Origin of the sequence: Sphingomonas floccifaciens (assembly GCF_042681125.1) — a bacterium.
GTDB classification, from domain to species: domain Bacteria; phylum Pseudomonadota; class Alphaproteobacteria; order Sphingomonadales; family Sphingomonadaceae; genus Sphingomonas; species Sphingomonas floccifaciens.
The window spans coordinates 1-24,230 of record NZ_JBHUFC010000019.1; the positions used below are offsets into that span (position 1 = coordinate 1).

Below are 24,230 nucleotides of genomic sequence, written 5' to 3' on the forward strand. Positions count from 1 at the left end.
TACGACGAAGCCCAGATCCTCCTTAAATCACAACCTCAAATCTGTGCCATTGGTGCTGACGGCGGACAAGCAAACCCTCTTGTTCAACCCGCTCGATGCCCACGGTCGCACATGCCGCTACAACCCGCTCGCCTACATCAATCGACGCGATCAGGTCGAAGTCGTCAACGAGCTGCAAAAAATCAGCGTCATGCTTTTTCCCCTGCCCCTGCAGGGCGAGACGTTTTGGGCGGAAAGCGCAAGGACGGCGTTTCTCGGTGTCGCGGCCTATGTCGCCGCCACGGCGGATGATGGCGACGATGCGCTCCCCTTCACCATCGGCGAAATCTACCGCCAATTCGCCGCCGGCGATGCACAGAAGCGATTTCCCAAAATCATCTCGCAGCGCGAGCGGGAGGGCAAACCGCTATCAGGTGCGTGCGTGTCGGCGCTGCGGGATTGGATCATGGCCTCGGCCAATACCTTCACGTCAACCCGCCAGTCCGTCACCGCCAAGATCAATCTGTGGCTGAACCCCTATGTCGATGCGGCAACGGCTGTCAGCGATTTCGATCTGCGCGAGTTCCGCGACAAGCGGATCTCGCTCTATCTCGGCGTCTCGCCGGATGATCTGGATCGCGTGGCACCGATCTATGGCCTGCTTTTCCAGCAGCTCATTGACCTCAATGTCCGCGAGTTGCCCTCGGGTAACAAGCACCAGGTCCGCTTGCTGCTCTTGCTGGACGAGTTCTCGCGCCTCGGCCGCGCATCGGTGATCGCCAATGGCTTCAGCTACGTCGCCGGCTATGGCATTCGCCTCCTCCCCGTCATCCAGAGCGGAGCGCAGCTCGAGAACGTCTATGGGCCGAAAGTCGCCACGGAGATTGAATCCAACTGCGGCGTCCAGATGGTCATGCGCCCCGCGACCAACGATGATGCGAAGGATATTTCCGAGCGGCTTGGCACTTATACGTTTCGCGCCAAATCGCGCTCCTTCGGCATGTGGGGCCGTGGGGGCGGCTCGGTATCGGAATCCGATCAGCGCCGGCCCCTGATGCTTCCTCAAGAGCTGATGCAGCTCCCCGAAAAGGACATGATCGTCCTGCGCCTCGGCATCCCGCCCGTCTATGGCAAGAAAATCCGCTATTATACGGAGAAGGCCATGGTCGCACTGACCAAGATCCCCGCACCGCAAATGCCGAACATTCGACCCGACCCCACCGCACCGATAAACAGCCTGCGGGTGATCGCCGCGGCCGAGGCGGATGATAATGGCGCCCCTGGCTCGGCCCCGCCTGCTCATGGTCCTGGGCCGCAATCCGGAGGCGGCGGCACGGCCCCGACCCACCACCGCTTGAACCAAGCCGCGATCGCCGCCGCCATGGCCGCCCCTGCCGGGGAACGCACCAGCAAGCTTTTCCAACATATTGTTATGGTGGGCGAGGCAAAGGTCGCTTAGCGTTATGTGATCTTGCCCTCGCCGGTGGGATGACCCGAAGGGGGAACGGCTGCACAAGAGAGGCAGGCGCCTTGAAACCAATGGCAGTTTTTGCCATAATGGTAGTGAGGTGATTTATGGCTTCGATGAACGTCTCCCTTCCAGACCCCATGCGGGATTACGTCCAGCGCCGCATCGACAGCGGGCATTATGCCAGCGTGAGTGATTATGTTCGCGATCTCATTCGGCGCGATCAGGGTGAGACGCAGGATGTCGAACGGTGGCTGCATGATCTTGACGCCTCGATCGAACGCGGCCTTGCCGATGCGGAGGCGGGGCGCACCCACGACCTCGACGACGCCTGCGATGCTATCATCGACAGGATTCGGACACGGGCAAGCGCTCAGCCGCAATGAAAGTCATCCTGACGCCGGATGCGCTGGCCGACCTCGATCACATCGCCGAACATATCGAAAAGGACAATCCCGCGAGAGCCATCAGCTTTGTCGAGGAATTGCGTGAGGCGGCCCGTCGCCTTGCCGATCTGCCCCAGGGCTATCCTCTGGTGCCTCGCTATGAGCGCTACGGTATCCGTCGCCGTTCCTATCGCCGCTATGGCATCCTCTACCGGCCAGAAGCCCACCGTATCCTGATCCTGCGCTTTCTTGGCCCCGGTCAAGATCATGATCGCGCGCTCCAATTGGTTTGAGCGATCGCTTGCTAGGGATTGATCGGAGCGAAGGCGGGCCAGTCACGACTTTTGAGGCCGGGCTGTGACAGGAAGCTCGGGCCGTCCAGCAACAGCGTCATGCGCGTGTAGCCGATCCTGAGGGATTCGAGCGGCACCGCTCGCAATGTCTCTTCAAGACCGGCATATCGCTCGTCCGAGATCACCACATAGTTTATCCTGCCGGTCGAACATTCGATCAGGGCCTCGACAACCCGGCCCAGATTCATCCCGCTCTTGTCATCAACCGCCATGCCGATCAGGCCGGTCGCGGTGAACAGGTTCGGCGTATCGGATCTTTGGCTGGCTGTTTCGGCCGATCGGCCGCCATCCTCATATTTGGTCTGCTGCCCCAACCATCGCCAGATACCGACGAGGTTCGTCAGCATCAGGAATCCATTGGTGGCAACCAAGGCTGTCTGTCCTGTGGCGTAGCCCAATGTGGTCCAGCAAACCGAGCTGATGCTGAACACCACGAAGCCCCAGCCCGTCACGCGCGCGCCCAGGTTGGAAGCCGTCATCATCGCCGCGATCATCGTCGCGATCGTGGCGAGCCAACCGACGAGACTTATCATCGTCCCACCCCTCGCTGCGGCCCGCGTGGGGGCGGCGCAACCGGCAACGCCTTCACGCCGGCTGCGCCGACGCTTCCGCTGTCGGGAGCGAAACAGCCGCCTCGCTCGTCAGCAGCCGGAAGGTGAAGCTCTCTTGCAGGTACAGCTCAACCACCTCGGCGGTGTGGCTGAGATAGCCAATCGACAAGTCCTGTCCGAGATCGAGTTCGAAATCGCCGCCCCGTGTTGTCAGGACGACGCCGCCCGTGATGCCCGGCGCCCAGATGATATCGCCATCCACCAGACGATTGATGTGCTGGAGCACCGGATAGCCCTCCTCGCTGCCGCCGCTGATCGCGGTGAACGGATCATCGCCCAGCACCAGTCGATAAGGCCCCTCGACCCCGGCAAGGCGCAACCGGTCGACGGCTTGGGCGACGATGGCGGGATATCCGGCGACGGCCGTGGGCAGCGGCACCGGCTCGTTGCTCGCGCCGGGACGGATGCCGCCGATATCGGCAGCGGCATAGCCATCAAAGATCGCACGATTTTCGGCAAAGGCGATCGTGCGGGCAGCTTCCTTGAGCGGCTGCCAGTCGGAATCTTCGGAGCCACGCTCCACATCGTCGATCGCAGCGCGGGTCAGCGTGAAGGGCACGCGCAGTTCGACTACGGCATTGGCCGCACGCCGCACGGCCTGGACGCCATCGCTCGGCGCATCGATCGGCTTGGTGTGGCCCGTGCCCACGGCCGCGAGCGTAGCCCCCTTCGGGTCCGGCACGTCCACGACGCGGCGCGCGGCCAGATAGCGCTTGAGGGTTCGGGTCGCCTCTTGTTCGATCTGTGCCCAGGCGGCGTCTGAGATCGGGGCGAGTTCGCGATGGAGGTTATTCATGTCCGGCCTCGTCTTTGAGTGATCCAATGCGGAGCGATCCGTCCAATGCCGTTGGAGCCTCCGGGGTCGGAGCCGTGGGTGCCGGCGCAGCCACCGCTTCATCGCCATTGCTATCGTCGCCATCGGCCGCAGGCGGCCCCGGCGTCACGGCGTCCAGAAAGTCGGCCGACGGCACGAAATAGAGCGAGCCGGTCACGGCCCGGCTGACATCGAGCAGGCGATCGTAGTTGCCGGGCGGCAGGCCGATGAACATATTGTCGAGCATCCGCTCGATCCGCGTGGGTGAGCGGGCGTAACCGATGAAATAGGTGCCGAACTCCCCCTTGCCGACATCGCCGAACGGCATGTTGTCGCGCAGGATCTGGAGTTGCTCGCCGTCCTCCTCGATGTTGGTGAGGACGTTGTGCGCGAAGCTCGGCTTCGCTGCCTCGTCCAGCTCGATGTCCGACAGTTTCTCGCGCCCGACGATCTTCTCCTGTTGCTCGACGGGAATCGCGTTCCACTTGTCGAGGTCATGGAGGTATTTCTGGACGATCACATAGCTGCCGCCAGCGAAGACCGGATCGTCCGCCGCCCCGATCACCGTGGCATCTCTCGCCCCCTGCTCGACGGGGTTTTCCGTCCCATCGACGAAGCCCAGTAAGTCGCGATCATCGAAGTAGCGGAAGCCATGCACCTCGTCCGTGACCGAGGCGACGCCGGCGAGGCGCTTCACGATCTGCGCGGCCATCTCGAAGCACAGGTCCTGCCGTGCGGCGCGAATGTGGAACAGCAGGTCGCCGGGTGTCGAAGGCGCATGATGGACGCCATGAATTTCCCGGAACGGATGCAGCTCCTTCGGCCGCGGTGCCCCGAACAGTCGGTCCCAGGCATCGGAGCCGATCCCCATGATGCAGGAAAGCCCTCCATCCGCTGCCCTAAAGCCGACGCCACGCACCAGCGAGGAAAGGATTGCGCAGAGATTTCGCACCGCCATCTCGGGCTTTGCACCCGCGCCCATCGACACCACGAGGAAGATGGCTGCACGAGTGAGCCGGGCATCGACGGCCTGGGAACGTGCGGTAACATCCTGAGCGACAGTGGAAGGCAAGCTCGTCTCCTATGGCCGGACCCGGCCCATCGTTATGGCACACACCCAAGAGGCGGCTAAAGCGCCGCCTTGAGATAGGGCGCGGTCAGACTGCCTTCCGCCTCTGCAACGTCGCTAGGGACGCCGCTGGCGATGATTAGGCCACCTTCCTCCCCGGCTCCCGGTCCGAGATCGATGACCCAATCCACCTGTGCGATGGCGCGCATGTCATGCTCGACGACAACAACCGTATTGCCCACGTCGACAAGGCCCTGCAGGTGCCGCATCAGCCGGTCCGCGTCGGACGGGTGAAGCCCCGAAGTAGGCTCGTCGAGGATGTAGATGGTGTTGCCGCGCTGGGCGCGTTGCAGCTCGGTCGCAAGCTTGATGCGCTGCGCCTCGCCGCCCGACAGTTCCGTCGCCGGCTGCCCGAGCCTCAGATATCCAAGGCCGATCTCCCGCAGCACATCCAGCGAGCGCATGACGGACGCCTCACCCGCGAAGAAGTCGCACGCCTCGTCCACCGTCAGCTCCAGCACCTGGGCGATGTTGCGGCCGTTCCATTCGACTTCGAGCGTTTGCGGGTTGTAGCGGCTGCCGTGGCAGGTCGAGCACGGCGCATAGACGCTTGGCAGGAACAGCAGCTCCACCATCACGAACCCCTCGCCCTCACATACCGGGCAGCGGCCTTCGGCGACGTTGAACGAGAAGCGGCCGGGGCTGTAACGGCGCTTCTTGGCCAACGGAGTGCCGGCAAAGATCTTGCGCACATGATCGAACAGGCCGCTGTAGGTGGAGAGGTTCGAGCGTGGGGTGCGGCCGATCGGCTTCTGATCGACCCGCACCAGTCTGCGCACATGCTCCATGCCCGCAACGATGCGGCCTTCGGTCTCTTCCTGCGCAACATCAAGCAGCGGATCGGCATCCTCTTCCTCGGCAGCCGGCGAGCCGCCGAGCTGTTCCGCGACAAGCTCCGGCAGCGCCTGGCTGACCAGACTGGACTTGCCCGATCCCGAAACCCCGGTGACAGCGGTGAAGCAACCGATCGGAAGCTCGACGTCGAGGCCGCGCAGGTTGTTGCGCGTCACCCCCTCTAGACGGAGCCAAGCCTTTGCTTCGCGCGGGGTCCGGTCATGGGCGACGGGCTCTGCGAACAGATAGCGGCGCGTGATCGACGCCTCGACGTCGGCCAGTCCCGCGATCGGCCCGCTGTAGAGCACTTCACCGCCCTTTTCGCCTGCTCCTGGCCCTACATCGACCAGCCATTCGGCATGGCGGATCACGTCAAGATCATGCTCGACGACGAACAGCGAGTTGCCCGCCGCTTTCAGCCGCTCAAGGATGGTGAGCAAAGCTTCGCCGTCTGCCGGGTGCAGCCCCGCCGAGGGCTCGTCCAGCACATAGACCACGCCGAAAAGCTGCGAGGACAATTGAGTGGCAAGGCGCAGGCGTTGCAGCTCGCCGGAGGAAAGCGTCGGCGTGCTTCGGTCGAGCGAGATGTAGCCAAGGCCAAGATCGATCAGCGGGCCGAGCCGTTCGAGCAGCTCGGATGCGAGACGCTGCGCGGCGACCCGCTTCTCATCGGAGAGGTTGGGCGTGCGGCGCACGTCGGGCGCTGCCTTGTGCGCCGAGCCTCCCGCCGCGACCCTGCGTTCAACTGCCGCATCGCGGGCCGCCTTGCCAAGAACATGGCCCTTCGGGGCCGCCGCGGCGCCCCCATACTCGCCATGCGCGACAGGCGTGAGCAAGTCCCGGAGCTTCAGCACCGTCAGGTCGCCAAACTCGGCGATGTCGAGGCCCGCGAACTTCACCGACAGAGCCTCGCGCTTCAGCCGCTTGCCGTCGCAGGTCGGGCAATCGCGGCCTATGATATATTGCGAGACGCGCTTCTTCATCAGCGCGCTTTTGGTGTTGGCGAACGTCTCCAGCACATAGCGACGGGCGCCGGTGAAGGTGCCCTGATAGCTCGGCTCCATGCGGCGCTTGAGGGCGACGCGCGTCTGCTCGGGCGTCAGACCCGCATAGACCGGCACCGTCGGCGTCTCGTCGGTGAAGAGTATCCAGTCGCGATCCTTCTTCGGAAGATCCCGCCATGGGGTGTCGACATCATAGCCGAGCGAGACGAGGATATCGCGCAGGTTCTGGCCGTGCCACGCGGGCGGCCATGCGGCGATGGCGCGTTCCCGGATCGTCAGCGTGTCGTCGGGCACCATCGTCTCTTCGGTCGCGTCATAGACGCGCCCGATGCCGTGGCAGGTCGGGCAGGCGCCCGCGACTGTGTTTGGCGAGAAGTCCTCCGCATAGAGCATGGGCTGATTGCGCGGATATTCGCCGACGCGCGAGTAGAGCATCCGTACCAGGCTGGAGAGCGTCGTCACGCTCCCAACCGAGGACCGCGCATTGGCCGAGCCGCGCTGCTGCTGCAACGCGACTGCGGGAGGCAACCCGTCGATAGCGTCAACCTCCGGCACACCGGCCTGATCGATCAGGCGGCGGGCGTAGGGCGCGACCGATTCCAGATAGCGGCGCTGTGCCTCGGCATAGAGGGTGCCGAAAGCGAGGCTCGATTTGCCCGATCCGGATATGCCGGTGAACACCACGAAGGCGTCGCGCGGCACGTCCACGTCGACATTCTTGAGATTGTTCTGCCGCGCGCCGCGTACCTGAACGAAGCCGGAGCGCGGCGCGCGTTCCTTGCCGGGGGTGGTTTGAGGCTCCTGATCCTTGCTCATACGGTCACTTTCACTCGGCGCATCACAGATAGATGAACTGACGGTACAGGCCGTCCAACTCGCCCCGGATCGTCTCCGCCCGATCCTCGTCATCGTTATCTACTGCCGTCAGCAGCGCCTGTTCCTTCGCGGTGATCCGGTCGCACAGCTCGTACAGATTTTCGCAGAAAGCCTCCGAATGGACCGACGGCTCTTCCCGGTCGGGCTGCGCCGACGCCAGGCCGCGAACCGACGAGAGCGGGGTGACATCGTTCTCTTCGTTGAAGGCGATCTGGCGCTGTCGCCGACTCTCGGTCTCGTCGATCGCGGCCCTCATCGCCGGCGTCACGGTATCGGCGTAGAGAACTGCGGTGCCGTTCACGTTGCGCGCGACGCGGCCGATCATCTGGATCAGCGCCTGGGCCGAGCGCAGGAAGCCCGCGCGGTCCGCATCGAAGATCGCGATCAGCGACGCTTCGGGGATATCGAGCCCTTCGCGTAGCAGGCTGATACCGATCAGCACGTCGAACTCGCCCGCGCGCAGGCCCTCGATGATCGCGACCCGATCCTCGACCTTGACGTCAGAGTGCATGTAGCGCGCGCGCACGCCCTGGCTTTCGAGGAATGCGTGCAGCTCCTCGGTCGCGACCTTGGTCAGCGTCGTGACCAGCACGCGCTCATCGCGCTTCGTGCGCTGCGCGATCTCGCGTAGCAAATCATCCCGCGCGCCTTGGGACGGGCGGATTTCCACTTTCGGATCGAGCAGGCCGGTCGGCCGAACGATCTGTTCGACCACCCTGCCTTGCGAGGCCCTTACCTCATAGGCGCCGGGGGTGGCGGACACGAAGATCGTCTGCGGCTTGACCTGTTCGAACTCGTGGAAGCTCAAGGGGTGGCTGTCCTTCGAGGATGGCAGGCGGAAGCCATAATCGATCAGCGTATCCTTGCGGGCCTGGTCGCCCCGGAACATCGCCGAGATCTGCGGGATCATCACATGCGATTCGTCGACGAACAGCAGCCCATCCTTGGGCAGATAGTCGAGCAGGGTTATGGGCGGGAGCGCTGGGTCACGGCCGCTCAGATAGCAGGCGTAATTTTCCATGCCCGAGCAATATCCGACCTCGCGCAACATCTCGGCATCGTTGGTGATGCGATCATAGAGGCGCGCCGCTTCCGTCAGGCGATTTTCGCTGGTCAGCCGCTCGACCTGCGTCTCCATCTCTGCGAGGATCGCCGTTGCGGCCTTGCGGGCCTGATCGGCGGTCGCCGCCAGAACGGTCTTGGGCGATACGAGATAGTGATCGGTGCTCTCTAGCTGCCTTCCGGTCGCCGCATCGAACCACTGGAGGGACGCGATCAGGCCGTTCGCCAATCCGACCCGCAGGGCCTTATATTCCGAATCCGCCGGGTAAACCTCAACAGCGTCGCCATCAGCGCGATAGGTGCCGCGCTTCAGCTTGTGCTCGGCCCGATCATATTGCAGACGCGCCAGGCCGCGAAGAAGCTCTTCCTGTCCCAACCGCGCGCCCTCGGTCAGCGGAACCTGGAGCGCGCGATAATTGTCGGGATCGCCCATGCCATAGATCGACGATACCGAGGCAACGACGATCGTATCGCGGCGCTCAATCAGGGATTTTGTCGTCGAAAGGCGCAACCGTTCCAGATGCTCGTTGATCGAGGAATCTTTCGGAATGAACTCATCGCGGCCCGGCAAATACACCTCTGGCTGGAAATAGTCGTAGTAGGAGACGAAATACTCCACGGCGTTTTCAGGGAAAAATCGCCGCATTTCGTCATAGAGCTGCGACGTTAGCGTCTTGTTGGGGGCCAGGATCAGCGTGGGACGCTTCAGGCGATGGATCACGTTGGCCATCGTGAACGTCTTGCCCGACCCCGTGATGCCCTTGAGGGTCTGATGGTGCGCCCCCTCCTCGATGCCGGATATGAGCCGCGCGATCGCTTCGGGCTGATCGCCCGCCGGGGTATAGTCGGAGTGCAAAATGAATATGCCAGTCGACATCAGATATCCTCCTGCCAGGGCCAGGCCATGAACGCCTCAAGCGTGCCCAAAAACGATTGTCGGGTCACATCTGCCCCTTCGCGGGCGGCTGTCCATGGTCCTTGTGTGCGTGCCTGATCCGCCGAACGGTCCACCAGACACCAAGGAGGACAAGGGGAACCAAAGCTGCGATCACCAGCTCAGGCGCCACTGCGTCGTGAATGCCCGGTATGCCCTTGATGAAATAGGAGAGCAGGCCGATCACATAATAGGAGATTGCGGCGACAGACAGGCCCTCCACCGTCTGCTGAAGCTGCAATTGCAGCTTCGCCCGGTTGTTCATCGAGGCGAGCAGGTCGCTATTCTGGCGTTCGAGCTGCACATCGATCCAGGATCGCAGCAAGGTGGTCGCGCGCGCCAGCTTGTCCGAGAGATTGGCCTGCCGCTCCTCGATCACGCGACAGGTCCGCATGGCGGGGGCGATCCTGCGATGCAGGAAGCTGCGCCAGCGATAGCAGCCGGGGACGAAGGTTTCGCCGAGTGCGGCAAGCCGTTCCTCGACGATCTCGTAATAAGCGCGGCTCGCGCCGAAGCGGTAGAGGCTGGACGCCGTGTCCGCCTCCAGCTCGGCCGAGAGATCCGTCAATCTGGAAAGCAGCGCCTCGCTGTTGCGCCGAGCCGACTTGCGCATCTCATCCGTGATCGCGGCGAGGCGCTTTTCTATATTGCGTAGATGCGGACCCAGCGATTGGGTCAGGGGAATACCGAGCAGGGCCAACGTCCGATAGGTCTCGATTTCAAGGAGCCGCTGCGCCAGCGCGCCAAGCCGGATCGGCGTCAGGCCGCGATCGAGGATGAGGATGCGGGTCAGCCCATCTGCATCCTGACGGAAATCGGTAACGATATCCGCCATGCCGTCCTCGACGAGCGAATGGCAGCGGCTGATCGGATCGAAGCGGTCAATGTAGGTCGCGGTCTCTTCCGTCCACGCCACCACGTCCAACCGGATGCCGCAAATGACCGGCCCAGGCGGGGTGAAGCCGTGCTTGAACGGGTCTTCGCCCGCCAGATCCCCGGTGTCGGGATCAACAGGCGCGCTCCACAGGTAGGTCGAAAACTCCGTATGCTTCTCACAATGCAATTTGCCCTGATCCCAGGTCAGGCCATGAAGGGGGGAGTTCTGATCGGGCAGCGACGCGCCCATTCGGCTCGATATTTCCGCGAGCGTCGCCTTATCCTTGGCCAGATTGCCTTCATTCATGAAGGCGAGCTGCACCAGGGCGCGCGGTGACTCGATCAGGAGATATGGGCGCGCATGTACCTCGTCGATGGCAACCCGCCTATTTTCATAGGTCGGCATACCATAGACAGTCGAACCGCCATTCGGAGCGCTGCCCGCTTCACTCAATCGGCTTTCCCCCCTTGTCATCCTTCTCCCCCACGTCGCGATGATCTAGATCGCCATAAGTAATCAGCCGAGAGCCACGATATCCTATGCCATGGGTCCACAGCCAGCTTAGTGCCACACTAAGCCGGTTCTGCGCCCCGATCAGGAAATAAATGTGGATGAGCTTCCACATCCACCACGCCAGGGCCCCGCGCAACTTAAACCGACCCATGTCGACGACGGCAAGGCTGCGGCCTATAGTCGCCAAATTGCCCTGATGCCGGTAATGGAAGGGCGCGACCTCGTTCTGCCCCTTCAGGCGCTGGCGGATAAGCCGGGCGACATATTGACCCGCCTGCTTCGCAGCCGGCGCAAGACCGGGGACAGGCTTGCCATCGAACCCGTTCGAGGCCGCGGTGTCGCCGATCACGAAAATGTCGCGATGACCCGGCACCGTCAGGTCCGGTCCGACAATCACGCGGCCAGCGCGATCGGCTTCAGCGTTCAGCCAATGCGCGGCGGGCGATGCCTGGACGCCTGCTGCCCACAGGATCGTTTCGGCGGGAATCTGCTTCCCATCCACGACGACGCCATCGGCGGAGCATTCCGTGACCGGCGTGCCGAGCTTGATTTCGACGCCGAGCTTTTCGAGCGCCTGCCGGGTATAGGCGGAGAGGTCTTCCGGGAAAGCCTGCAAGAGCCGTTGCCCGGCTTCGATCAGCACGACGCGGGTCGCACGCGGGTCGATCGACCGGAAATCCCGCACCAGCGTCAGGCGGGCAAGCTCCGCGATCGTGCCGGCCAGCTCCACGCCGGTCGGGCCACCACCGATGATGACGAAGGTCTGCAAAGCGGCACGGCGCGCGGGGTCCGTCTCACGCTCGGCTTCCTCGAAGGCGACCAGAAGGCGCCGGCGAATGGTGGTTGCATCCTCCAGCGATTTCAGGCCGGGAGCAAACGGTTCCCATTGATCGTGGCCGAAATAGGAGTGCCGCGCGCCCGTCGCGATGACGAGCGTGTCATAGGCAACCGTCGAGCCGTCCTCCAGAATGACGCGCCGACCGCCTGTATCGACACCTTCAACCTCGCCGAGCAGGGTCCGCACGTCCTTCCGCTTGGCGAAGAGCGAACGGATCGGCCATGCGATCTCCGATGGCGACAGCGAGGCGCCCGCCACCTGATAGAGCAGCGGCTGAAAGAGATGGTGGTTGCGGCGATCGACGAGCGTGATGTCCACGCCGCTCCCGGCGAGCCGCTGCACGGTTTCAAGGCCGCCGAAGCCCGCCCCCACGACCACCACGCGATGGCGGCCGTGAGCCGGCTCATGGCTGGGCGCGATTTCGCGCATGGTTGAAGGTGACGGCCCGGTCATTGGGACAACGCCGCGGCATGGTGGGCGATATGTTCGCCGATGAAACTCGCGATGAAATAATAGCTGTGGTCGTATCCAGGCAGCCGATGGAGCGTCAGCGGGTGCTCGGCAGCCTTGCACGCCGCCTCCAGCAAGTCGGGGCGCAGCTCGCGCTCGACAAACTCGTCATCCAGACCCTGATGGACGAGCAACGGCAGACGCTCGCGGGCGGCCTTGATAAGTTCGATGGCGTCATATTGCTTCCACGCCTCGCGATCGTCACCCAGATAGGCCGTGAAGGCACGCTCGCCCCAAGGCACCTGGCTCGGCGCTACGATCGGCGAGAAGGCCGATACGCTGCGATAGCGTCCGGGGTTGCGCAGGGCGGCAACAAGGGCGCCATGCCCGCCCATGGAATGGCCCGCGATAGCCCGGCGATCATCGGCCGGGAATGTGGCTTCGATCAGCGCCGGCAATTCCTCGACGACATAATCGTACATGCGGTAGTGTGCGGCCCAAGGTTCCTGCGTCGCGTTGACGTAGAAGCCGGCGCCCTGCCCCAGATCATAGCCGGGATCGTCGGCCACGCCTTCGCCTCGCGGGCTGGTGTCCGGCACGACGAGGATGATCCCGTGCTCGGCCGCGAAACGCTGCGCGACAGCCTTGGTGATGAAATTCTGCTCGGTGCAGGTCAGGCCGGACAGCCAATACAGCACCGGCACGCGACCGTCCTTCACCTGGGGAGGCAGATAGACGCCGACCTTCATCGGACAACCGAGGCTGATCGAGTCATGCTGATAGACGTCCTGCCAACCGCCGAAGCTGGCGTGATGTTCGACACGTTCCATTTTTGTTTCCTTGCTTCGACGGTTGGTGGACGGTGTGGCGATAGGAGCCCTTTTGCTGGCTGTTGTGCGGGGGGAAGCGCCGGCGCCTGTTTCAGCGCCGGCGACAGCCAGTCATAGGGTTGCGGGTATCGCCCTCACCTTCCGGCTTCAGATGAAGGTGTACGAGCAGACCTTGTTGCCCGCCGGATCACGCAGATAGGCCGCATAGGCACCCGGCAGATGGCCACGCGGGCCGGGCTGGCCCTCGTCGGTGCCACCGGCCGCGAGGCCGGCCGCGTGGAAAGCGTCCACTTCGGCGGGCGTCGCGGCGGCAAAGCCAACCGTCACGCCGTTGCTGGAGGGCGCTTCGCCATTGCCGGGACGGGCAATGATGAAGGCGGGCTTGTCGCGACCGTACAGCACCCAGCCATTGCCGAAGGGGCCGAGGTTCTTGACGCCCAGGGCGCCCAGAGCGGCGTCATAGAACGCCGACGACTGCTCGACGTCGGCAGCGCCGATGAAGACGTGCGAGAACACGCCGTTGCCGGAGATAACGGGGTCAGCCATGATATTCTTCCTTGAGGTTAGTGTTTGAAACTAAACGGCGTAATCTGTCGGATCAGTAGTGGATCACGGTGCGGATCGACTTGCCTTCGTGCATCAGGTCGAACGCCTCGTTGATCTCATCGAGACCCATGGTGTGGGTGACGAAGGGCGCCAGATCGATCTCGCCCTTCATGGCGTCCTCGACCATGCCGGGAAGCTGGGTGCGCCCCTTGACGCCGCCAAAGGCCGACCCCTTCCAGACGCGGCCCGTGACGAGCTGGAACGGACGGGTGGAGATTTCCTGGCCCGCGCCGGCAACGCCGATGACGATCGACTGGCCCCAGCCACGATGCGCGGATTCCAGCGCGGCCCGCATGACATGGACGTTGCCGATGCACTCGAACGTGTGGTCGATGCCCCATCCGGTCATCTCGATCAGCACTTGCTGGATCGGCTTGTCATAGTCCTTGGGGTTGATGCAGTCGGTCGCGCCGAACTGACGTGCCAGCTCGAACTTCGTCGGGTTGGTGTCGATCGCGATGATGCGGCCTGCCTTGGCCTGACGCGCGCCCTGGATCGCGGCGAGACCGATGCCGCCCAGACCGAACACGGCAACCGAGTCACCCGGCTGCACCTTGGCGGTGTTGTGGACCGCGCCGATGCCGGTGGTGACGCCGCAGCCCAGAAGGCAGACATGCTCGGGGTTCGCTTCCGGGTTGATCTTGGCGAGCGAGACTTCGGCGACGACGGTGTATTCGCTGAACGTCGAGCAGCCCATGTAGTGATAGAGGGGCTGGCCGTTGTAGGAGAAGCGCGTGGTGCCATCAGGCATCAGGCCCTTGCCCTGCGTTTCGCGGACCGCGACGCACAGGTTGGTCTTGCCGGACAGACAGAACTCGCACTTGCCGCACTCGGCGGTGTAGAGCGGAATGACGTGATCGCCCGGCTTGACGCTGGTGACGCCCTCGCCGACCTCGACGACGATGCCCGCGCCCTCGTGACCGAGAACGACCGGGAAAATGCCCTCCGGATCGTTGCCGGACAGCGTGAAAGCGTCGGTGTGGCATACCCCGGTATGCGTGACCTTGATGAGCACTTCGCCTTTCTGGGGCGGTGCGACATCGATCTCGACGATTTCGAGCGGCTTGCCTGCCTCGAAGGCTACGGCGGCGCGAGATTTCATTTTGATTTCCCTCGTTGGTTGAATCGGACCGCCGGTTGTGAAGCCCGGCGAAGCGCGACTCTCGGACAAACACATACTGGCGGGAGTATGTCTAATATACTCCTAGCCAGTATGCAAGAGGGATATCGACTGAGGGATGGAGGCGCCTGACAGGACGTCATGGCTTGGGAAAGCGCAGCGCGATCGTTGATGCTGCGTTTCCGGAAAGGGGCGGCTTGCCGATCCGGGGGGGAGTTAGATCGACAAGCCGGAAGGGGGTGTTCGTGCGGAAAGCAGTCCGCCCCCTACGACTCAGAATATCCCCCGGTCATGACCGGGGGATATTCCGGGTTAGAAGAAGATCAGGCCGCTACGGAGCCGTGCGGATCGATGACGTACTTGAACGCCGATCCGTCATCGAACTCCTTGTAGGCCGCCGGCGCATCCTCCAGCTTGATGATCTTCGTGTTCATCATCGGGGTCAGATAGGGCATCCGATCGTTCAGGATCGCCCGCATGAGGGCGTGGTTGTAATTCGCCGTCGGCGACTGGCCTGCCGACATCCGCGGCGACTTGATCCAGCCACTGGCCCAATCGACTTCCATGCTGCCCTTCTTGTTGTCCCTATTCTTGGAGATCGGATTGGGGCAGTAAACGCCGACCGTGCTGGTCATCCCACCGAAGCGGACATATTTCAGCAGCGCGTTGGTGACGGCGTTCTCGACGATCTGGTCGGACTCCGCCCCGAACCCGCGACAGTCGAGGCCCACATAGTCGATGACGCGATCGGCCTCGCGCTTGCCGGTGATCCGTTCCAGATGATCCTCGATCGGAATGCCGTCCGACAGGTTGATGGTCTCGACGCCGTGCGGCTTGAGCAGATCGAGCCGCTCCTGAATGAAGTCGGCGACGATGATGGCGCCGGCACCGAGGAGCTTCGCGCAGGCTGCGCCCGCGCGACCGACAGGCCCCGCGCCGAAGATCAGCACGTTCTCGCCGACGATATACGCAGGCTGCGCCGGCCAGTCGGGCGCGGCGAACCCGTGGAACGCGGTCGGCAGCACGTCCGAAAGCAGCGTCAGATCACGGATCTTCGCCATGGCCGCGTCCTTGTCGGGGAAGGCCAGCAGATTGAAGTCTGCATAGGGCACGAACAGGTAATCCCCCTGACCGCCGGTCCATCCGCCCAGGTTGAAGCCGTAGGCGCCGCAATCGACTTCGGGGTTGGTGTGCTCGCACACGTCCGAGCGCATGTGCTTGCAGTTGTAGCAGCGTCCGCAGCCGACGTTGAAGGGAACGGACACGATATCGCCGACCTTGATATATTCGACGTCGGAGCCGACCTCGATCACCTCGCCGGTCATCTCGTGGCCCATCGTCATCCCCTTGGGGACTTCGAACGAACCGCGGTAGATGTGAAGGTCGCTGCCGCAGATGTTGGTGGTGACGATCTTGAGAATGGCGCCGTGGGGGGCTTTCTTGCCCTGCGGCGTAATCAGCTCCGGGAATTTGAAGGTGTTGACCTTCATCTCCATCGGCTTCTCGAATGTGACGATCCTGTTTCCGGTAGCCATCGAATTATCTCCTAGCTCTCGTCCGCCACCCCTCAATAATGTTGAAGTTTCTACCGGACGCGCCAAAGGAGCTGCGCTGAATTAAATCAACACAATACGCCTTTGGCGATCCAGACCTCTTCATTATCGTCCATGCAGAATGGCTTTGGCTGCATGTGACAGCAAACTCGAAGTTTCTATCTTGAGATAGGAAATTCCTATGAGCGTTTTTCGCACCGCAACATTGCCGGTTCAGCCCTTTCGAGGCTGAAATTGGCGATGCAATGCAAGGATTTCCTGCAAAGGAGACACGACTTTGGGAGTGTGGACCAGCTCAAGAAGGGCTGCCGAGGGCGGCGACTTTGCCTCCCCCTTGACGCTGACGAATCCAACATCTGCGTGCGCGCCCGCACCCGTCAGTGCTGAAGCCTGAAGGTTTGGAATGTGGGCGAGGCGGGTCGCAAGCGATTGGGGCAAGACTGCCGCGTAACGCCCTGTGGCCAGATGCGCCGCCAGAATGTCGATCGTGTCCGTGTTGATCGTCGCGGCCGAGCAGTGCGCGAGCTGCAACTGTGCCTCGCTGGGGAGCGCGCCTGCCAGAATGCAAAGCGGCAGGCTCACGACATGATCCCACGCGACTCGCTTGGGCTGCGGCTCTTTGCTCATCTGGAACAGGGTCGTATGTTCCCGGTAGAGATGATGGGTCTCGAACTCGTCCTTCGGAACCTCGCCGAGATAGGTCAGCGCCATGTCCATTTCGTGATCCAGCAAGGATCTCAACAGCGAAGCAGTGCCACTCGCCGTCACGGTTTGCCCCAGCAAGGGGATTTGATCCGCAAGAGCGGCGCTGACGATCGCGCCGACAGCCGAAGTGCCTGATACCATGCCCAAGCGGAACAGGCCCTCCAGCCCTCGCTTGAGGGCCGACAGGTCACTCTCCAGCCCGTCACAGTCCCGTTCGATCTTCTTGGCCCAGGCGAGCACTGTCCCGCCTTCCAATGTGAGACCGTCATATCGCCGGCCATGCCGCACGATCTCGACGCCCAGATCTTCCTCTAGCTGCTTGATCCCCGCCGAAAGCGTCGGCTGCGACACGTTGCAGCTCTTGGCGGCCCGCCCGAAGTGACCCTCGCGATCGAGCGCTATGAGATATTCGAAATTCTTGACGATCATATGCTATCCCATCTGCCTGCGGCATCCGGCGCAGCGACAATTCGCAATTGCGCTCGACTCGCTCGGGCATGGCGGCGGCAATCCTGCACTGAGACCCTTGGAAGATAGATCGGTCAGGATGCGGCGGCGTGTTGAAGCTGAATCATCAATCCAAGACACGGAACCGGAAAAATATATATCCGCCTCTTCGGACGATCTATGAAAACGCCAACCCACAAATCGTACCAAGCGAAGATTGGTCGTATCTTCATTATTACCACCACATTACCGATACATACGCATCAGATATCCAGATAATTACCTATACGGGATGATCTTGGCCGCGCTCATTTGAGATATGTTCTCAATATCTTCATGACCCCCTCCATGTCATTATCGTAAGAGTCACCGTCCTGCCCCCCAATCGCCTTGCTTGAGGGTCCGAACGTCTCTTTAAGATGGCTCTCCATCACCTCCGCCATCAATCCGTTGGTCGCTCCCCGCATTGCCACGATCTGTTGGAGCAGGGGTGCGCAGTCCGTACCTGCCTCGATCGCCCTTTCCAGCGCTTCCGCCTGCCCTTTGATACGGCGAAGGCGTGTGATGGCCCGCTTCTTGTCCTCTGGTGAATGTGGCATCGCGCTTTCCTGAAAGATCACCACTACATACTATACAGGGGGGGAGTTTCAAGCCGCTTGTGAATTAAGGGTCGCGGCTCGTCGACGGCCTCTGCCGATTCATAGCTGCAACGGCCCGCTTTCCCCCTCCAAACATCAGGAGCTGATCTATGGTTCCCTGCCCCCTTGATACTGGTGGGGAGTATGGTATTAAAGTGCGCAAGGCTGTTCCACCTTTCGCCGAGCACGCGCCGCAGCACCACAACGCTGGTCGCAGTTGAGGAGGCCGAAAGTCAGGGAGAAAATCTGGTGCTTGCGAATCTCGATCCGGTAATCCTGGCGCGCGCGCAATTCGCGTTCACGGTCTCCTTCCACTTCATTTTTCCGGCCTTCTCCATCGGCACGGCAAGCTACCTGATGGTGCTTGAAGGGTTGTGGCTGAAAACGGGGAGCGGCGTTTACGCCAACCTCTACCGCTATTGGCTCAAGATCTTCGCCGTAGCCTTCGGCATGGGCGTGGTCTCGGGCGTGGTCATGTCCTATCAGTTTGGGACGAACTGGTCGGTCTTCTCGGCCAAAGCCGGCCCCGTCATCGGCCCGTTGATGGCCTATGAGGTTCTCACCGCGTTCTTCCTTGAGGCGGGCTTCCTCGGTGTCATGCTGTTCGGAATCAACAAGGTGGGCAAAGGGCCGCACTTTTTCGCGACCTGCATGGTCGCCGTCGGGACGCTCATCTCGGCGACCTGGATCATTTCCGTGAATAGCTGGATGCAGACGCCGGCAGGCTATGCGATCAATGCCAAGGGCCAGTTCGTGCCCGCAGGTTCGTGGCTTCCGATCATCTTCAACGCGAGCTTTCCATACCGCCTCGTTCACACGGTCATCGGGGCCTATCTGACGACGGCGATGGTCGTCGGTGCGGTCGGGGGATGGCACCTTCTGCGCGACCGCGCGAATCCCGGCGCGCGCAAGATGTTCTCGATGGCGATGTGGATGGCGGCGCTCGTCGCTCCGATCCAGATTCTCGCGGGCGATCAGCACGGCCTCAACACGCTGGAGCATCAGCCGGCGAAGGTTCTCGCGATGGAAGGTCATTATGAGGCCAGCCCCGACGGCGCTTCGCTCATCCTTTTCGGCCTCCCGAGCAACAAGGATGCGGTGGTCCACGGCAAGGTCGAAATCCCCTATCTGGGATCGCTTATCCTCAAGCACGATCCCAAAGCGCCCCTCCCCGGCCTCAACGACTTCCCGCGCGATCGCTGGCCGCCCACGCCGATCGTCTTCTGGTCGTTTCGGATCATGGTGGCGATGGGCCTCGCCATGCTGGGGCTGGGACTTTGGAGCCTGCTCGCCCGCTGGCGCGGCAAGCTCTATGACTGGCACTGGCTTCACCGCGCCGCTGTCGCGCTTGGTCCGTCAGGTTTCGTCGCGGTCATAGCAGGATGGGTCACGACGGAGGTTGGGCGACAGCCCTTCACCGTTTACGGCCTGCTGCGAACCGCAGAGTCCCATTCCCCCTTGGCCGCACCCGCCGTCGCGGCGTCCCTCGTCGCTTTCATCCTCGTCTATTTCGGCGCCTTCGGGGCCGGCACCTATTATCTGCTCCGGATGATGGCAAAGCCGCCCGCAGCCGGTGAGCCGGAACCGTCCAAGGTGCCGCAACGCGCGGCGGGCATTACGCCGGCGAGCGGCGTCGTGGCATCGACCGGACGGGAGGCATGAACATGGAGCACCTCGATCTCACCATAATCTGGGCCGGTATCATCGGTTTTGCTGTCTTCGCCTATGTCGTGATGGACGGGTTCGATCTGGGGATCGGCATCCTCTTCCCGAGCCTTTCGGTCGGAGGGGAGCGCGATCAGGCGATGAACTCGATCGCGCCGGTCTGGGATGGCAACGAAACATGGCTGGTGCTGGGCGGAGGCGGTCTCTTCGCGGCCTTTCCCCTTGCCTACGCCATCATCCTTCCCGCGACCTACCCGCTCATCATCGCGATGTTGCTCGGTCTCGTGTTCCGCGGGGTGGCATTCGAGTTTCGTTGGCGAGATCCACGCCATCGTCCCTTCTGGGATGTCGCCTTCAGCTTTGGGTCCGTTCTCGCGGCGTTCTCGCAGGGGATCACGCTGGGCGCGATCCTGCAAGGCGTGCGGGTCGAGGCCGATGCCTATGCCGGGGGATGGCTGGATTGGCTGAGCGCGTTCAGCCTCTTGACCGGCGCGGCAGTCGTAATCGGATATGCGCTTCTCGGCGCGGCCTGGCTGGTCTGGAAAACCGAAGGGCCGGGCCAGGAACGCGCCCGTCGACTGGCATTTTGGCTCGGCGGTGCGACGCTACTCGCGCTTTTCGCCGTCAGTGCGGCGACGCCGTTCCTGACCTATGACTATTGGCGACGCTGGTTTGCGATGCCCGGCGTGCTTCTCACCGCGCAGGTTCCTCTGCTGGTGGCAATCTGCGCTGCAACCTTCTTCTGGAGTCTGAAGCGCGGCGCGGAGCGTCTGCCCTTCATTATGGCGCTTGGCCTGTTCTTTCTCGGTTTCGTTGGGCTGGGGATCAGCATCTATCCCTATGTCGTTCCCCGCGCCGTCACGATCTGGGATGCAGCCGCTCCCCCGCAAAGCCAGCTCTTCATGCTGGCGGGTGCGGCCATCATCATTCCGATCATTCTCGGCTATACCGCGTGGGCCTATTGGGTGTTCCGCGGTAAGGTCGGCGCCCACGGCTATCACTGATGGATGAGCAAAAACCGCTCGGTCGACGGCTCGCCTGGATGGTCTTAATCTGGGCGGCCAGCGTTTTGGCGCTGGGGGCTGTCGCGCAGGTCATTCGCCTCATCCTCAAACCCTGACGGCAGCTCGTTTCGACGAGCTGCCGAGGGAAATGCCGGCAAACAGGCGAAGGACATTCCACGGACCATGATCGTTCGATCGCAACCGAGCTTCCAAGATATCATTTTCACCGTGCATGGCTCGATCTTGCCGCGCATCGCGCGGAGGCTGGCGGCGATAGCGATCGTCAGTGTGATCGCCATCCTGGCCGCCCAAGCCCATCCCGGCATTTTCGCGCGTATCTCGACGATCCCTTTCACCCTGATCGGCATCGCGCTCTCGATCTTCATGAGCTTTCGCAACAATGCCTGCTATGCGCGATGGTGGGAGGGGCGGCAGCTATGGGGCGAGCTGATTATCTCGGCCCGTTCGTTCGCGCGCGAGACATCGCTTCTCCCTGACGAGGATCGGCGAGCGTTGCTCCACAGCATATGTGGCTTTGCCTGCGGCCTCACCGCACGCCTTCGCGGCGAGGACGAAATCGCCGCTATTGCGCCGTGGGTCGAAATCGGCCCGGCGACAAAGAGCCCGAACGTCACCAACCTCGTGCTCGATCGTATGGGGCGTAGGCTGCTCCACCTGAAGCAGACTGGCGTCATTACGCCGATTCACTATGCCGTCGTGGCAGAAGACATGCGATCCTTCGGCAAGGTTCAGGGCGCTTGCGAGCGGATATCCACGACGCCCGTGCCGTTCGCATATTCTCTGCTGCTTCATCGCACCGCAATTATCTTTTGCGTGATGCTTCCCTTCGCGCTCGCAGGATCACTCGACTGGTGGACGCTCCTGCCGGTGCTCCTTACCGCCTATACCTTTTTCGGCCTCGACGCGCTGGGACACGAGCTGGAAGACCCGTTCGGCGTCGAGCCCAACTGTCTGCCGCTTTATGCGATGAAGCGGACAATCGAGCGGGATATGTTGTCGCTGCTTGGCGAAGAAGATCTACCCGCTCCACTGGAACCCCATAAATCCGTCCTGAGCTAAATTTGCGCACTCCTTGATACTGGCAGGGAGTACCCTATATTCGGGTGCTGTGCTGGATAGTCGCGTGCTTGGCCCATGCGCCCCCGACTATCTGACCCCCAAGGTCAAAATCGAGGAGCTTGCGGCGATGGCAAATGGATGGGCACCCGATAGTGCGGTGCAGGACCAGATTGATGCAACGATCATGGACGCGGTTTTCGCCGCCCGATCGCGTCTGCCTTCCGGCGAGGGTAGCACCGACTGCGAGGTGTGCGGCGACGAAATCCCCGCGAAACGCCGCACGGCCATACCCGGCGTAAGAACCTGTGTCGCCTGTCAAAGCGAACGCGATAAGCGCCCCACCTTCACCGGCATCAATCGCCGGGGCAGCAAGGACAGCCAGTTGCGCTGATGACGAATGGAGGGCGGCCAAGGCCAAGAATCCGGTGTATTGTACGACGGAGCTGAAGGCCGCCCAATAGCGAGGCCGAACCTCAGTCGCAGCAGCCGCGCTTGAAATGCCGGATCAGGAACCAAACGGCGCCGGCCAGGATGGCGACGATGACGATGCCCTGAACCATGTGCCGCCCTCCGTTCGCGCAGCTTCATCGATCTTCTAGCAGGCTTCGCCATCTCGGTCATGGGCAAGCCGATCGGGCGGTGTTCAACGGCTGAACACGGTGTATCGAAATCTGCACCACGGGCGCGCTGATCGCTTTTGTGAATCACCGCCCCCGCACTGATTCAGGAATGTCGCCGGACTTCGCGGGCCTGATTTTGTAGGCTTTGCGCCATGAATGGCGCAGCTCTCCCGCTTTGTGATCCGATCGAGCTGGTGGCGCTTGACCCGGCCCGCAACGTCCGGCGCGGCTACAGCATCACCGCGAGCCTCGACCTGTTCGGCATGATCTTGGTGGAAACCCGCTGGGGCCGGATCGGCGCGCGCGGTCAGGCCCGTTCCCACGCCTTCGCCGATCGCGAGGCGGCCGAGCGCCATATCGCCGCGACCTTGCGCCGGCGCAACTCGGCCGAGAACCGGATCGGCGTCGCCTATCGGCCGCTATAGGGCGGACCCGGCCCCGCTCGCGTGATTTCCGCGCAGCCGCGCCCCATAGAGGGTATTCGGGCCGAGATGGATGCCGAGCGCATCGAGCAGGCCTGCGCAGCGGGCGACGGCCGCGATCAGCAGCGGATCGGCCGGGATGGCGCGGCCGTGGCTGGTGATACGCTGTTCCTGCGCGAGCCACGTCAGCAGCAGCATTTCGCCCTCGCCGACGAGGCGGGAACCGGGCGGCAGCACGGTGATGCCGTGGCGGGCCGCCACGCGGCGCAGCTCGGCGAAGAACAGCGCTTGCGACTTCGCGGCCTGGCGCGACGGCTCCGAGGCGCGGGCATCTTCATCGGCATGGAAATGCTGTTCGTCGCCGCGCAGCATGGCGAGGGCGCGGCGTTCGAGCGCGGGGCGGCGACGCAGCGCGATCGGGGAGAAGGGCGCGCTCAACGTAATAGGAACTCCACAGGCACTACCAGCTCGATTTCGTCGGGCCGTTCGGGCGGAATCTTGGGGAGCGGATCAGCGCGGCGCAGCGTGTCGAGCGCGGCCTGATCGAGCGCCGGGAAGCCGGAACTCCGCACCAGCGACGAGGATAGCACATGGCCGTCGCGGTTCATCCGGAACCGGATATAGGCGACGCCTTGCTGGCGGGCGCTCTTCGCCGCGCCGGGATAGCGCTGGTATTTCTGCAAGCGGGCGAGAACGCGGCCCTCCCACGTATCGGGCGCGTTGCTCGATACCTGCGGCGCGGGGGGCGCCGGCGCCGTCTTGGGCGCGGCGGTTTCCGGTTGCGGGGGCGTCGGATCGACGGGCTTCACCGCTGGCGCGGGTGGGGGCGGCGCGATCGTCGGGACCGGGATGATCGGACGCTCGACCGGCACGACCTTTTGCGGCGTGGGCTGGCGCTGGTGCTTCTCGACCGGCTTGGGCGCCTCTTTCGGTTTGGGCGGCGTCTCGGGCGGCGAGGCGAGCGGAAGCAGGCTCACCACCAGCGGCGCCGAGGGCGGCGGCGGGTTGAAATGATGCTCGAACGTCAGGAGCAGGCCGGCGAAGGCCACGGCAAAGACCAGGCATGTGCCGAGAAAGCCGAATATCTTGTGTTCGGGCGGCGGGGCATAGGGATGCCGCTCGACCGGGAGCGGCAGCACGATCGGCAGCGTTTCGGCATCGTCGCGCGCCTGGCGCGCGTCGTCGCCGTCAGGGCGCATGGTGGCGAGCATGTTGCGGCCTCCCTGTCGGTCGCAGGACGTGGCGCGCGATCACCAGCAGCGGGATCGCCAGCGCCGCCCACGACAGGCACCACCAGATGCCGCCTTCGCCGAACAGCGCCGAGAGCAAGCCGAACAGGGTCAGCGCCGCGAGGGCGATCGGCCACGACCATTGACGGCGAAAGGTGGAGCGATGCCGTTTCATCACTCGGC

Annotated in this window: 25 protein-coding genes; 9 read left to right on the plus strand and 16 right to left on the minus strand. The window is 63.0% G+C overall.

Features of this window, described 5'->3' with window-relative positions; translation table 11 throughout:
- From ACFSC3_RS17330 to ACFSC3_RS17340, 3 genes are all read left to right on the plus strand, one after another.
- A partial coding sequence (locus ACFSC3_RS17330; protein ID WP_380941562.1) for a type IV secretory system conjugative DNA transfer family protein occupies positions 1-1,438 on the plus strand: 1,438 nt, incomplete at its 5' end.
- 116 nt (positions 1,439-1,554) lie between these two features.
- Positions 1,555-1,833 (plus strand): type II toxin-antitoxin system ParD family antitoxin, encoded by a 279-nt coding sequence (locus tag ACFSC3_RS17335; RefSeq protein ID WP_021233332.1) that lies wholly within the window; start codon positions 1,555-1,557, stop codon positions 1,831-1,833.
- Positions 1,830-2,126, plus strand: a complete 297-nt coding sequence (locus tag ACFSC3_RS17340; RefSeq protein ID WP_021233331.1) for a type II toxin-antitoxin system RelE/ParE family toxin — start codon at positions 1,830-1,832, stop codon at positions 2,124-2,126. Before ACFSC3_RS17335 ends, ACFSC3_RS17340 begins: the two co-directional genes overlap by 4 nt.
- Before the next feature lie 11 nt (positions 2,127-2,137).
- Here the strand turns inward: ACFSC3_RS17340 and ACFSC3_RS17345 are convergent, their stop codons facing one another.
- From ACFSC3_RS17345 to ACFSC3_RS17405, 13 genes are all read right to left on the minus strand, one after another.
- Positions 2,138-2,719: a PRC-barrel domain-containing protein gene (locus ACFSC3_RS17345; RefSeq protein ID WP_062127261.1), complete on the minus strand. Its 582-nt coding sequence runs from the start codon at positions 2,717-2,719 to the stop codon at positions 2,138-2,140.
- A gap of 52 nt (positions 2,720-2,771) precedes the next feature.
- Complete coding sequence (locus ACFSC3_RS17350) at positions 2,772-3,593, minus strand: family 1 encapsulin nanocompartment shell protein (protein ID WP_062127258.1); 822 nt, start codon at positions 3,591-3,593, stop codon at positions 2,772-2,774.
- Entirely contained in the window at positions 3,586-4,683 is a 1,098-nt protein-coding gene (locus ACFSC3_RS17355) for a Dyp-type peroxidase (RefSeq protein WP_082824898.1), read from the minus strand. The genes ACFSC3_RS17350 and ACFSC3_RS17355 overlap by 8 nt, the downstream gene beginning before the upstream one ends.
- A gap of 56 nt (positions 4,684-4,739) precedes the next feature.
- Positions 4,740-7,394 (minus strand): excinuclease ABC subunit UvrA, encoded by a 2,655-nt coding sequence (locus tag ACFSC3_RS17360; RefSeq protein WP_126014096.1) that lies wholly within the window; start codon positions 7,392-7,394, stop codon positions 4,740-4,742.
- A gap of 22 nt (positions 7,395-7,416) precedes the next feature.
- The gene (gene uvrB, locus ACFSC3_RS17365) at positions 7,417-9,393 is read right to left on the minus strand and encodes an excinuclease ABC subunit UvrB (RefSeq protein ID WP_062126562.1); all 1,977 of its coding nucleotides are present in this window, start codon (positions 9,391-9,393) and stop codon (positions 7,417-7,419) included.
- A 64-nt stretch (positions 9,394-9,457) separates the two neighbouring features.
- Complete coding sequence (locus tag ACFSC3_RS17370) at positions 9,458-10,732, minus strand: DUF3422 domain-containing protein (RefSeq protein WP_082824897.1); 1,275 nt, start codon at positions 10,730-10,732, stop codon at positions 9,458-9,460.
- 40 nt (positions 10,733-10,772) lie between these two features.
- Entirely contained in the window at positions 10,773-12,107 is a 1,335-nt protein-coding gene (locus ACFSC3_RS17375) for an NAD(P)/FAD-dependent oxidoreductase (protein ID WP_062126557.1), read from the minus strand.
- A gap of 20 nt (positions 12,108-12,127) precedes the next feature.
- Positions 12,128-12,958: an S-formylglutathione hydrolase gene (gene fghA, locus ACFSC3_RS17380; RefSeq protein ID WP_062126555.1), complete on the minus strand. Its 831-nt coding sequence runs from the start codon at positions 12,956-12,958 to the stop codon at positions 12,128-12,130.
- A 147-nt stretch (positions 12,959-13,105) separates the two neighbouring features.
- On the minus strand, positions 13,106-13,504 hold the full coding sequence (locus ACFSC3_RS17385) for a VOC family protein (protein WP_062126553.1): 399 nt from the start codon (positions 13,502-13,504) through the stop codon (positions 13,106-13,108).
- A 52-nt stretch (positions 13,505-13,556) separates the two neighbouring features.
- Positions 13,557-14,666: an S-(hydroxymethyl)glutathione dehydrogenase/class III alcohol dehydrogenase gene (locus ACFSC3_RS17390; protein ID WP_017980840.1), complete on the minus strand. Its 1,110-nt coding sequence runs from the start codon at positions 14,664-14,666 to the stop codon at positions 13,557-13,559.
- A 341-nt stretch (positions 14,667-15,007) separates the two neighbouring features.
- Positions 15,008-16,219, minus strand: a complete 1,212-nt coding sequence (locus ACFSC3_RS17395; protein WP_020486678.1) for a glutathione-independent formaldehyde dehydrogenase — start codon at positions 16,217-16,219, stop codon at positions 15,008-15,010.
- A gap of 231 nt (positions 16,220-16,450) precedes the next feature.
- Positions 16,451-17,371: a LysR family transcriptional regulator gene (locus ACFSC3_RS17400; RefSeq protein ID WP_062126550.1), complete on the minus strand. Its 921-nt coding sequence runs from the start codon at positions 17,369-17,371 to the stop codon at positions 16,451-16,453.
- 326 nt (positions 17,372-17,697) lie between these two features.
- The gene (locus tag ACFSC3_RS17405; RefSeq protein WP_426257167.1) at positions 17,698-18,012 is read right to left on the minus strand and encodes a metal/formaldehyde-sensitive transcriptional repressor; all 315 of its coding nucleotides are present in this window, start codon (positions 18,010-18,012) and stop codon (positions 17,698-17,700) included.
- Between the two features lie 264 nt (positions 18,013-18,276).
- Between ACFSC3_RS17405 and ACFSC3_RS17410 the strand changes: the two genes are divergently transcribed.
- The 6 genes from ACFSC3_RS17410 (at position 18,277) to ACFSC3_RS17435 (ending at position 22,821) form a co-directional block, all read left to right on the plus strand.
- The gene (locus ACFSC3_RS17410) at positions 18,277-19,689 is read left to right on the plus strand and encodes a cytochrome ubiquinol oxidase subunit I (RefSeq protein WP_062126544.1); all 1,413 of its coding nucleotides are present in this window, start codon (positions 18,277-18,279) and stop codon (positions 19,687-19,689) included.
- A gap of 2 nt (positions 19,690-19,691) precedes the next feature.
- The gene (cydB, locus tag ACFSC3_RS17415; RefSeq protein WP_062126541.1) at positions 19,692-20,696 is read left to right on the plus strand and encodes a cytochrome d ubiquinol oxidase subunit II; all 1,005 of its coding nucleotides are present in this window, start codon (positions 19,692-19,694) and stop codon (positions 20,694-20,696) included.
- Complete coding sequence (locus ACFSC3_RS17420) at positions 20,696-20,812, plus strand: DUF2474 domain-containing protein (protein WP_082824896.1); 117 nt, start codon at positions 20,696-20,698, stop codon at positions 20,810-20,812. The genes cydB and ACFSC3_RS17420 overlap by 1 nt, the downstream gene beginning before the upstream one ends.
- Positions 20,813-20,879: 67 nt before the next feature.
- On the plus strand, positions 20,880-21,776 hold the full coding sequence (locus ACFSC3_RS17425) for a bestrophin family protein (RefSeq protein WP_062126538.1): 897 nt from the start codon (positions 20,880-20,882) through the stop codon (positions 21,774-21,776).
- Between the two features lie 127 nt (positions 21,777-21,903).
- The gene (locus tag ACFSC3_RS17430) at positions 21,904-22,167 is read left to right on the plus strand and encodes a DksA/TraR family C4-type zinc finger protein (RefSeq protein WP_024310576.1); all 264 of its coding nucleotides are present in this window, start codon (positions 21,904-21,906) and stop codon (positions 22,165-22,167) included.
- A gap of 423 nt (positions 22,168-22,590) precedes the next feature.
- Positions 22,591-22,821 (plus strand): WGR domain-containing protein, encoded by a 231-nt coding sequence (locus ACFSC3_RS17435; protein ID WP_205499247.1) that lies wholly within the window; start codon positions 22,591-22,593, stop codon positions 22,819-22,821.
- Here the strand turns inward: ACFSC3_RS17435 and ACFSC3_RS17440 are convergent.
- Genes ACFSC3_RS17440 through ACFSC3_RS17450 form a run of 3 tightly spaced genes read right to left on the minus strand, consistent with a single transcriptional unit; the run spans position 22,816 to position 24,222 of the window.
- The gene (locus ACFSC3_RS17440) at positions 22,816-23,256 is read right to left on the minus strand and encodes a hypothetical protein (RefSeq protein WP_062126531.1); all 441 of its coding nucleotides are present in this window, start codon (positions 23,254-23,256) and stop codon (positions 22,816-22,818) included. The two genes, ACFSC3_RS17435 and ACFSC3_RS17440, sit on opposite strands and share 6 nt — an antisense overlap.
- A complete protein-coding gene (locus tag ACFSC3_RS17445; protein ID WP_063113157.1) occupies positions 23,253-24,029 on the minus strand; it encodes an energy transducer TonB family protein in 777 nt (258 codons plus the stop codon). The genes ACFSC3_RS17440 and ACFSC3_RS17445 overlap by 4 nt, the downstream gene beginning before the upstream one ends.
- Entirely contained in the window at positions 24,007-24,222 is a 216-nt protein-coding gene (locus ACFSC3_RS17450; protein WP_062126525.1) for a hypothetical protein, read from the minus strand. The genes ACFSC3_RS17445 and ACFSC3_RS17450 overlap by 23 nt, the downstream gene beginning before the upstream one ends.
- Positions 24,223-24,230 lie beyond the last annotated feature (8 nt).

What these genes read in the sequence shown, in the direction of transcription:
- uvrB (WP_062126562.1), bottom strand. Translation starts at nt 9,393, where the DNA reads ATGTCGACTGGCATATTCATTTTGCACTCCGACTATACCCCGGCGGGC.
- ACFSC3_RS17345 (WP_062127261.1), bottom strand. Translation starts at nt 2,719, where the DNA reads ATGATAAGTCTCGTCGGTTGGCTCGCCACGATCGCGACGATGATCGCG.
- ACFSC3_RS17425 (WP_062126538.1), top strand. Translation starts at nt 20,880, where the DNA reads ATGATCGTTCGATCGCAACCGAGCTTCCAAGATATCATTTTCACCGTG.
- cydB (WP_062126541.1), top strand. Translation starts at nt 19,692, where the DNA reads ATGGAGCACCTCGATCTCACCATAATCTGGGCCGGTATCATCGGTTTT.
- ACFSC3_RS17350 (WP_062127258.1), bottom strand. Translation starts at nt 3,593, where the DNA reads ATGAATAACCTCCATCGCGAACTCGCCCCGATCTCAGACGCCGCCTGG.
- ACFSC3_RS17385 (WP_062126553.1), bottom strand. Translation starts at nt 13,504, where the DNA reads ATGGCTGACCCCGTTATCTCCGGCAACGGCGTGTTCTCGCACGTCTTC.
- ACFSC3_RS17430 (WP_024310576.1), top strand. Translation starts at nt 21,904, where the DNA reads ATGGCAAATGGATGGGCACCCGATAGTGCGGTGCAGGACCAGATTGAT.
- ACFSC3_RS17340 (WP_021233331.1), top strand. Translation starts at nt 1,830, where the DNA reads ATGAAAGTCATCCTGACGCCGGATGCGCTGGCCGACCTCGATCACATC.
- ACFSC3_RS17335 (WP_021233332.1), top strand. Translation starts at nt 1,555, where the DNA reads ATGGCTTCGATGAACGTCTCCCTTCCAGACCCCATGCGGGATTACGTC.
- ACFSC3_RS17450 (WP_062126525.1), bottom strand. Translation starts at nt 24,222, where the DNA reads ATGAAACGGCATCGCTCCACCTTTCGCCGTCAATGGTCGTGGCCGATC.
- ACFSC3_RS17370 (WP_082824897.1), bottom strand. Translation starts at nt 10,732, where the DNA reads ATGCCGACCTATGAAAATAGGCGGGTTGCCATCGACGAGGTACATGCG.
- ACFSC3_RS17400 (WP_062126550.1), bottom strand. Translation starts at nt 17,371, where the DNA reads ATGATCGTCAAGAATTTCGAATATCTCATAGCGCTCGATCGCGAGGGT.
- ACFSC3_RS17375 (WP_062126557.1), bottom strand. Translation starts at nt 12,107, where the DNA reads ATGCGCGAAATCGCGCCCAGCCATGAGCCGGCTCACGGCCGCCATCGC.
- ACFSC3_RS17420 (WP_082824896.1), top strand. Translation starts at nt 20,696, where the DNA reads ATGGATGAGCAAAAACCGCTCGGTCGACGGCTCGCCTGGATGGTCTTA.
- ACFSC3_RS17360 (WP_126014096.1), bottom strand. Translation starts at nt 7,394, where the DNA reads ATGAGCAAGGATCAGGAGCCTCAAACCACCCCCGGCAAGGAACGCGCG.
- ACFSC3_RS17395 (WP_020486678.1), bottom strand. Translation starts at nt 16,219, where the DNA reads ATGGCTACCGGAAACAGGATCGTCACATTCGAGAAGCCGATGGAGATG.
- fghA (WP_062126555.1), bottom strand. Translation starts at nt 12,958, where the DNA reads ATGGAACGTGTCGAACATCACGCCAGCTTCGGCGGTTGGCAGGACGTC.
- ACFSC3_RS17390 (WP_017980840.1), bottom strand. Translation starts at nt 14,666, where the DNA reads ATGAAATCTCGCGCCGCCGTAGCCTTCGAGGCAGGCAAGCCGCTCGAA.
- ACFSC3_RS17445 (WP_063113157.1), bottom strand. Translation starts at nt 24,029, where the DNA reads ATGCTCGCCACCATGCGCCCTGACGGCGACGACGCGCGCCAGGCGCGC.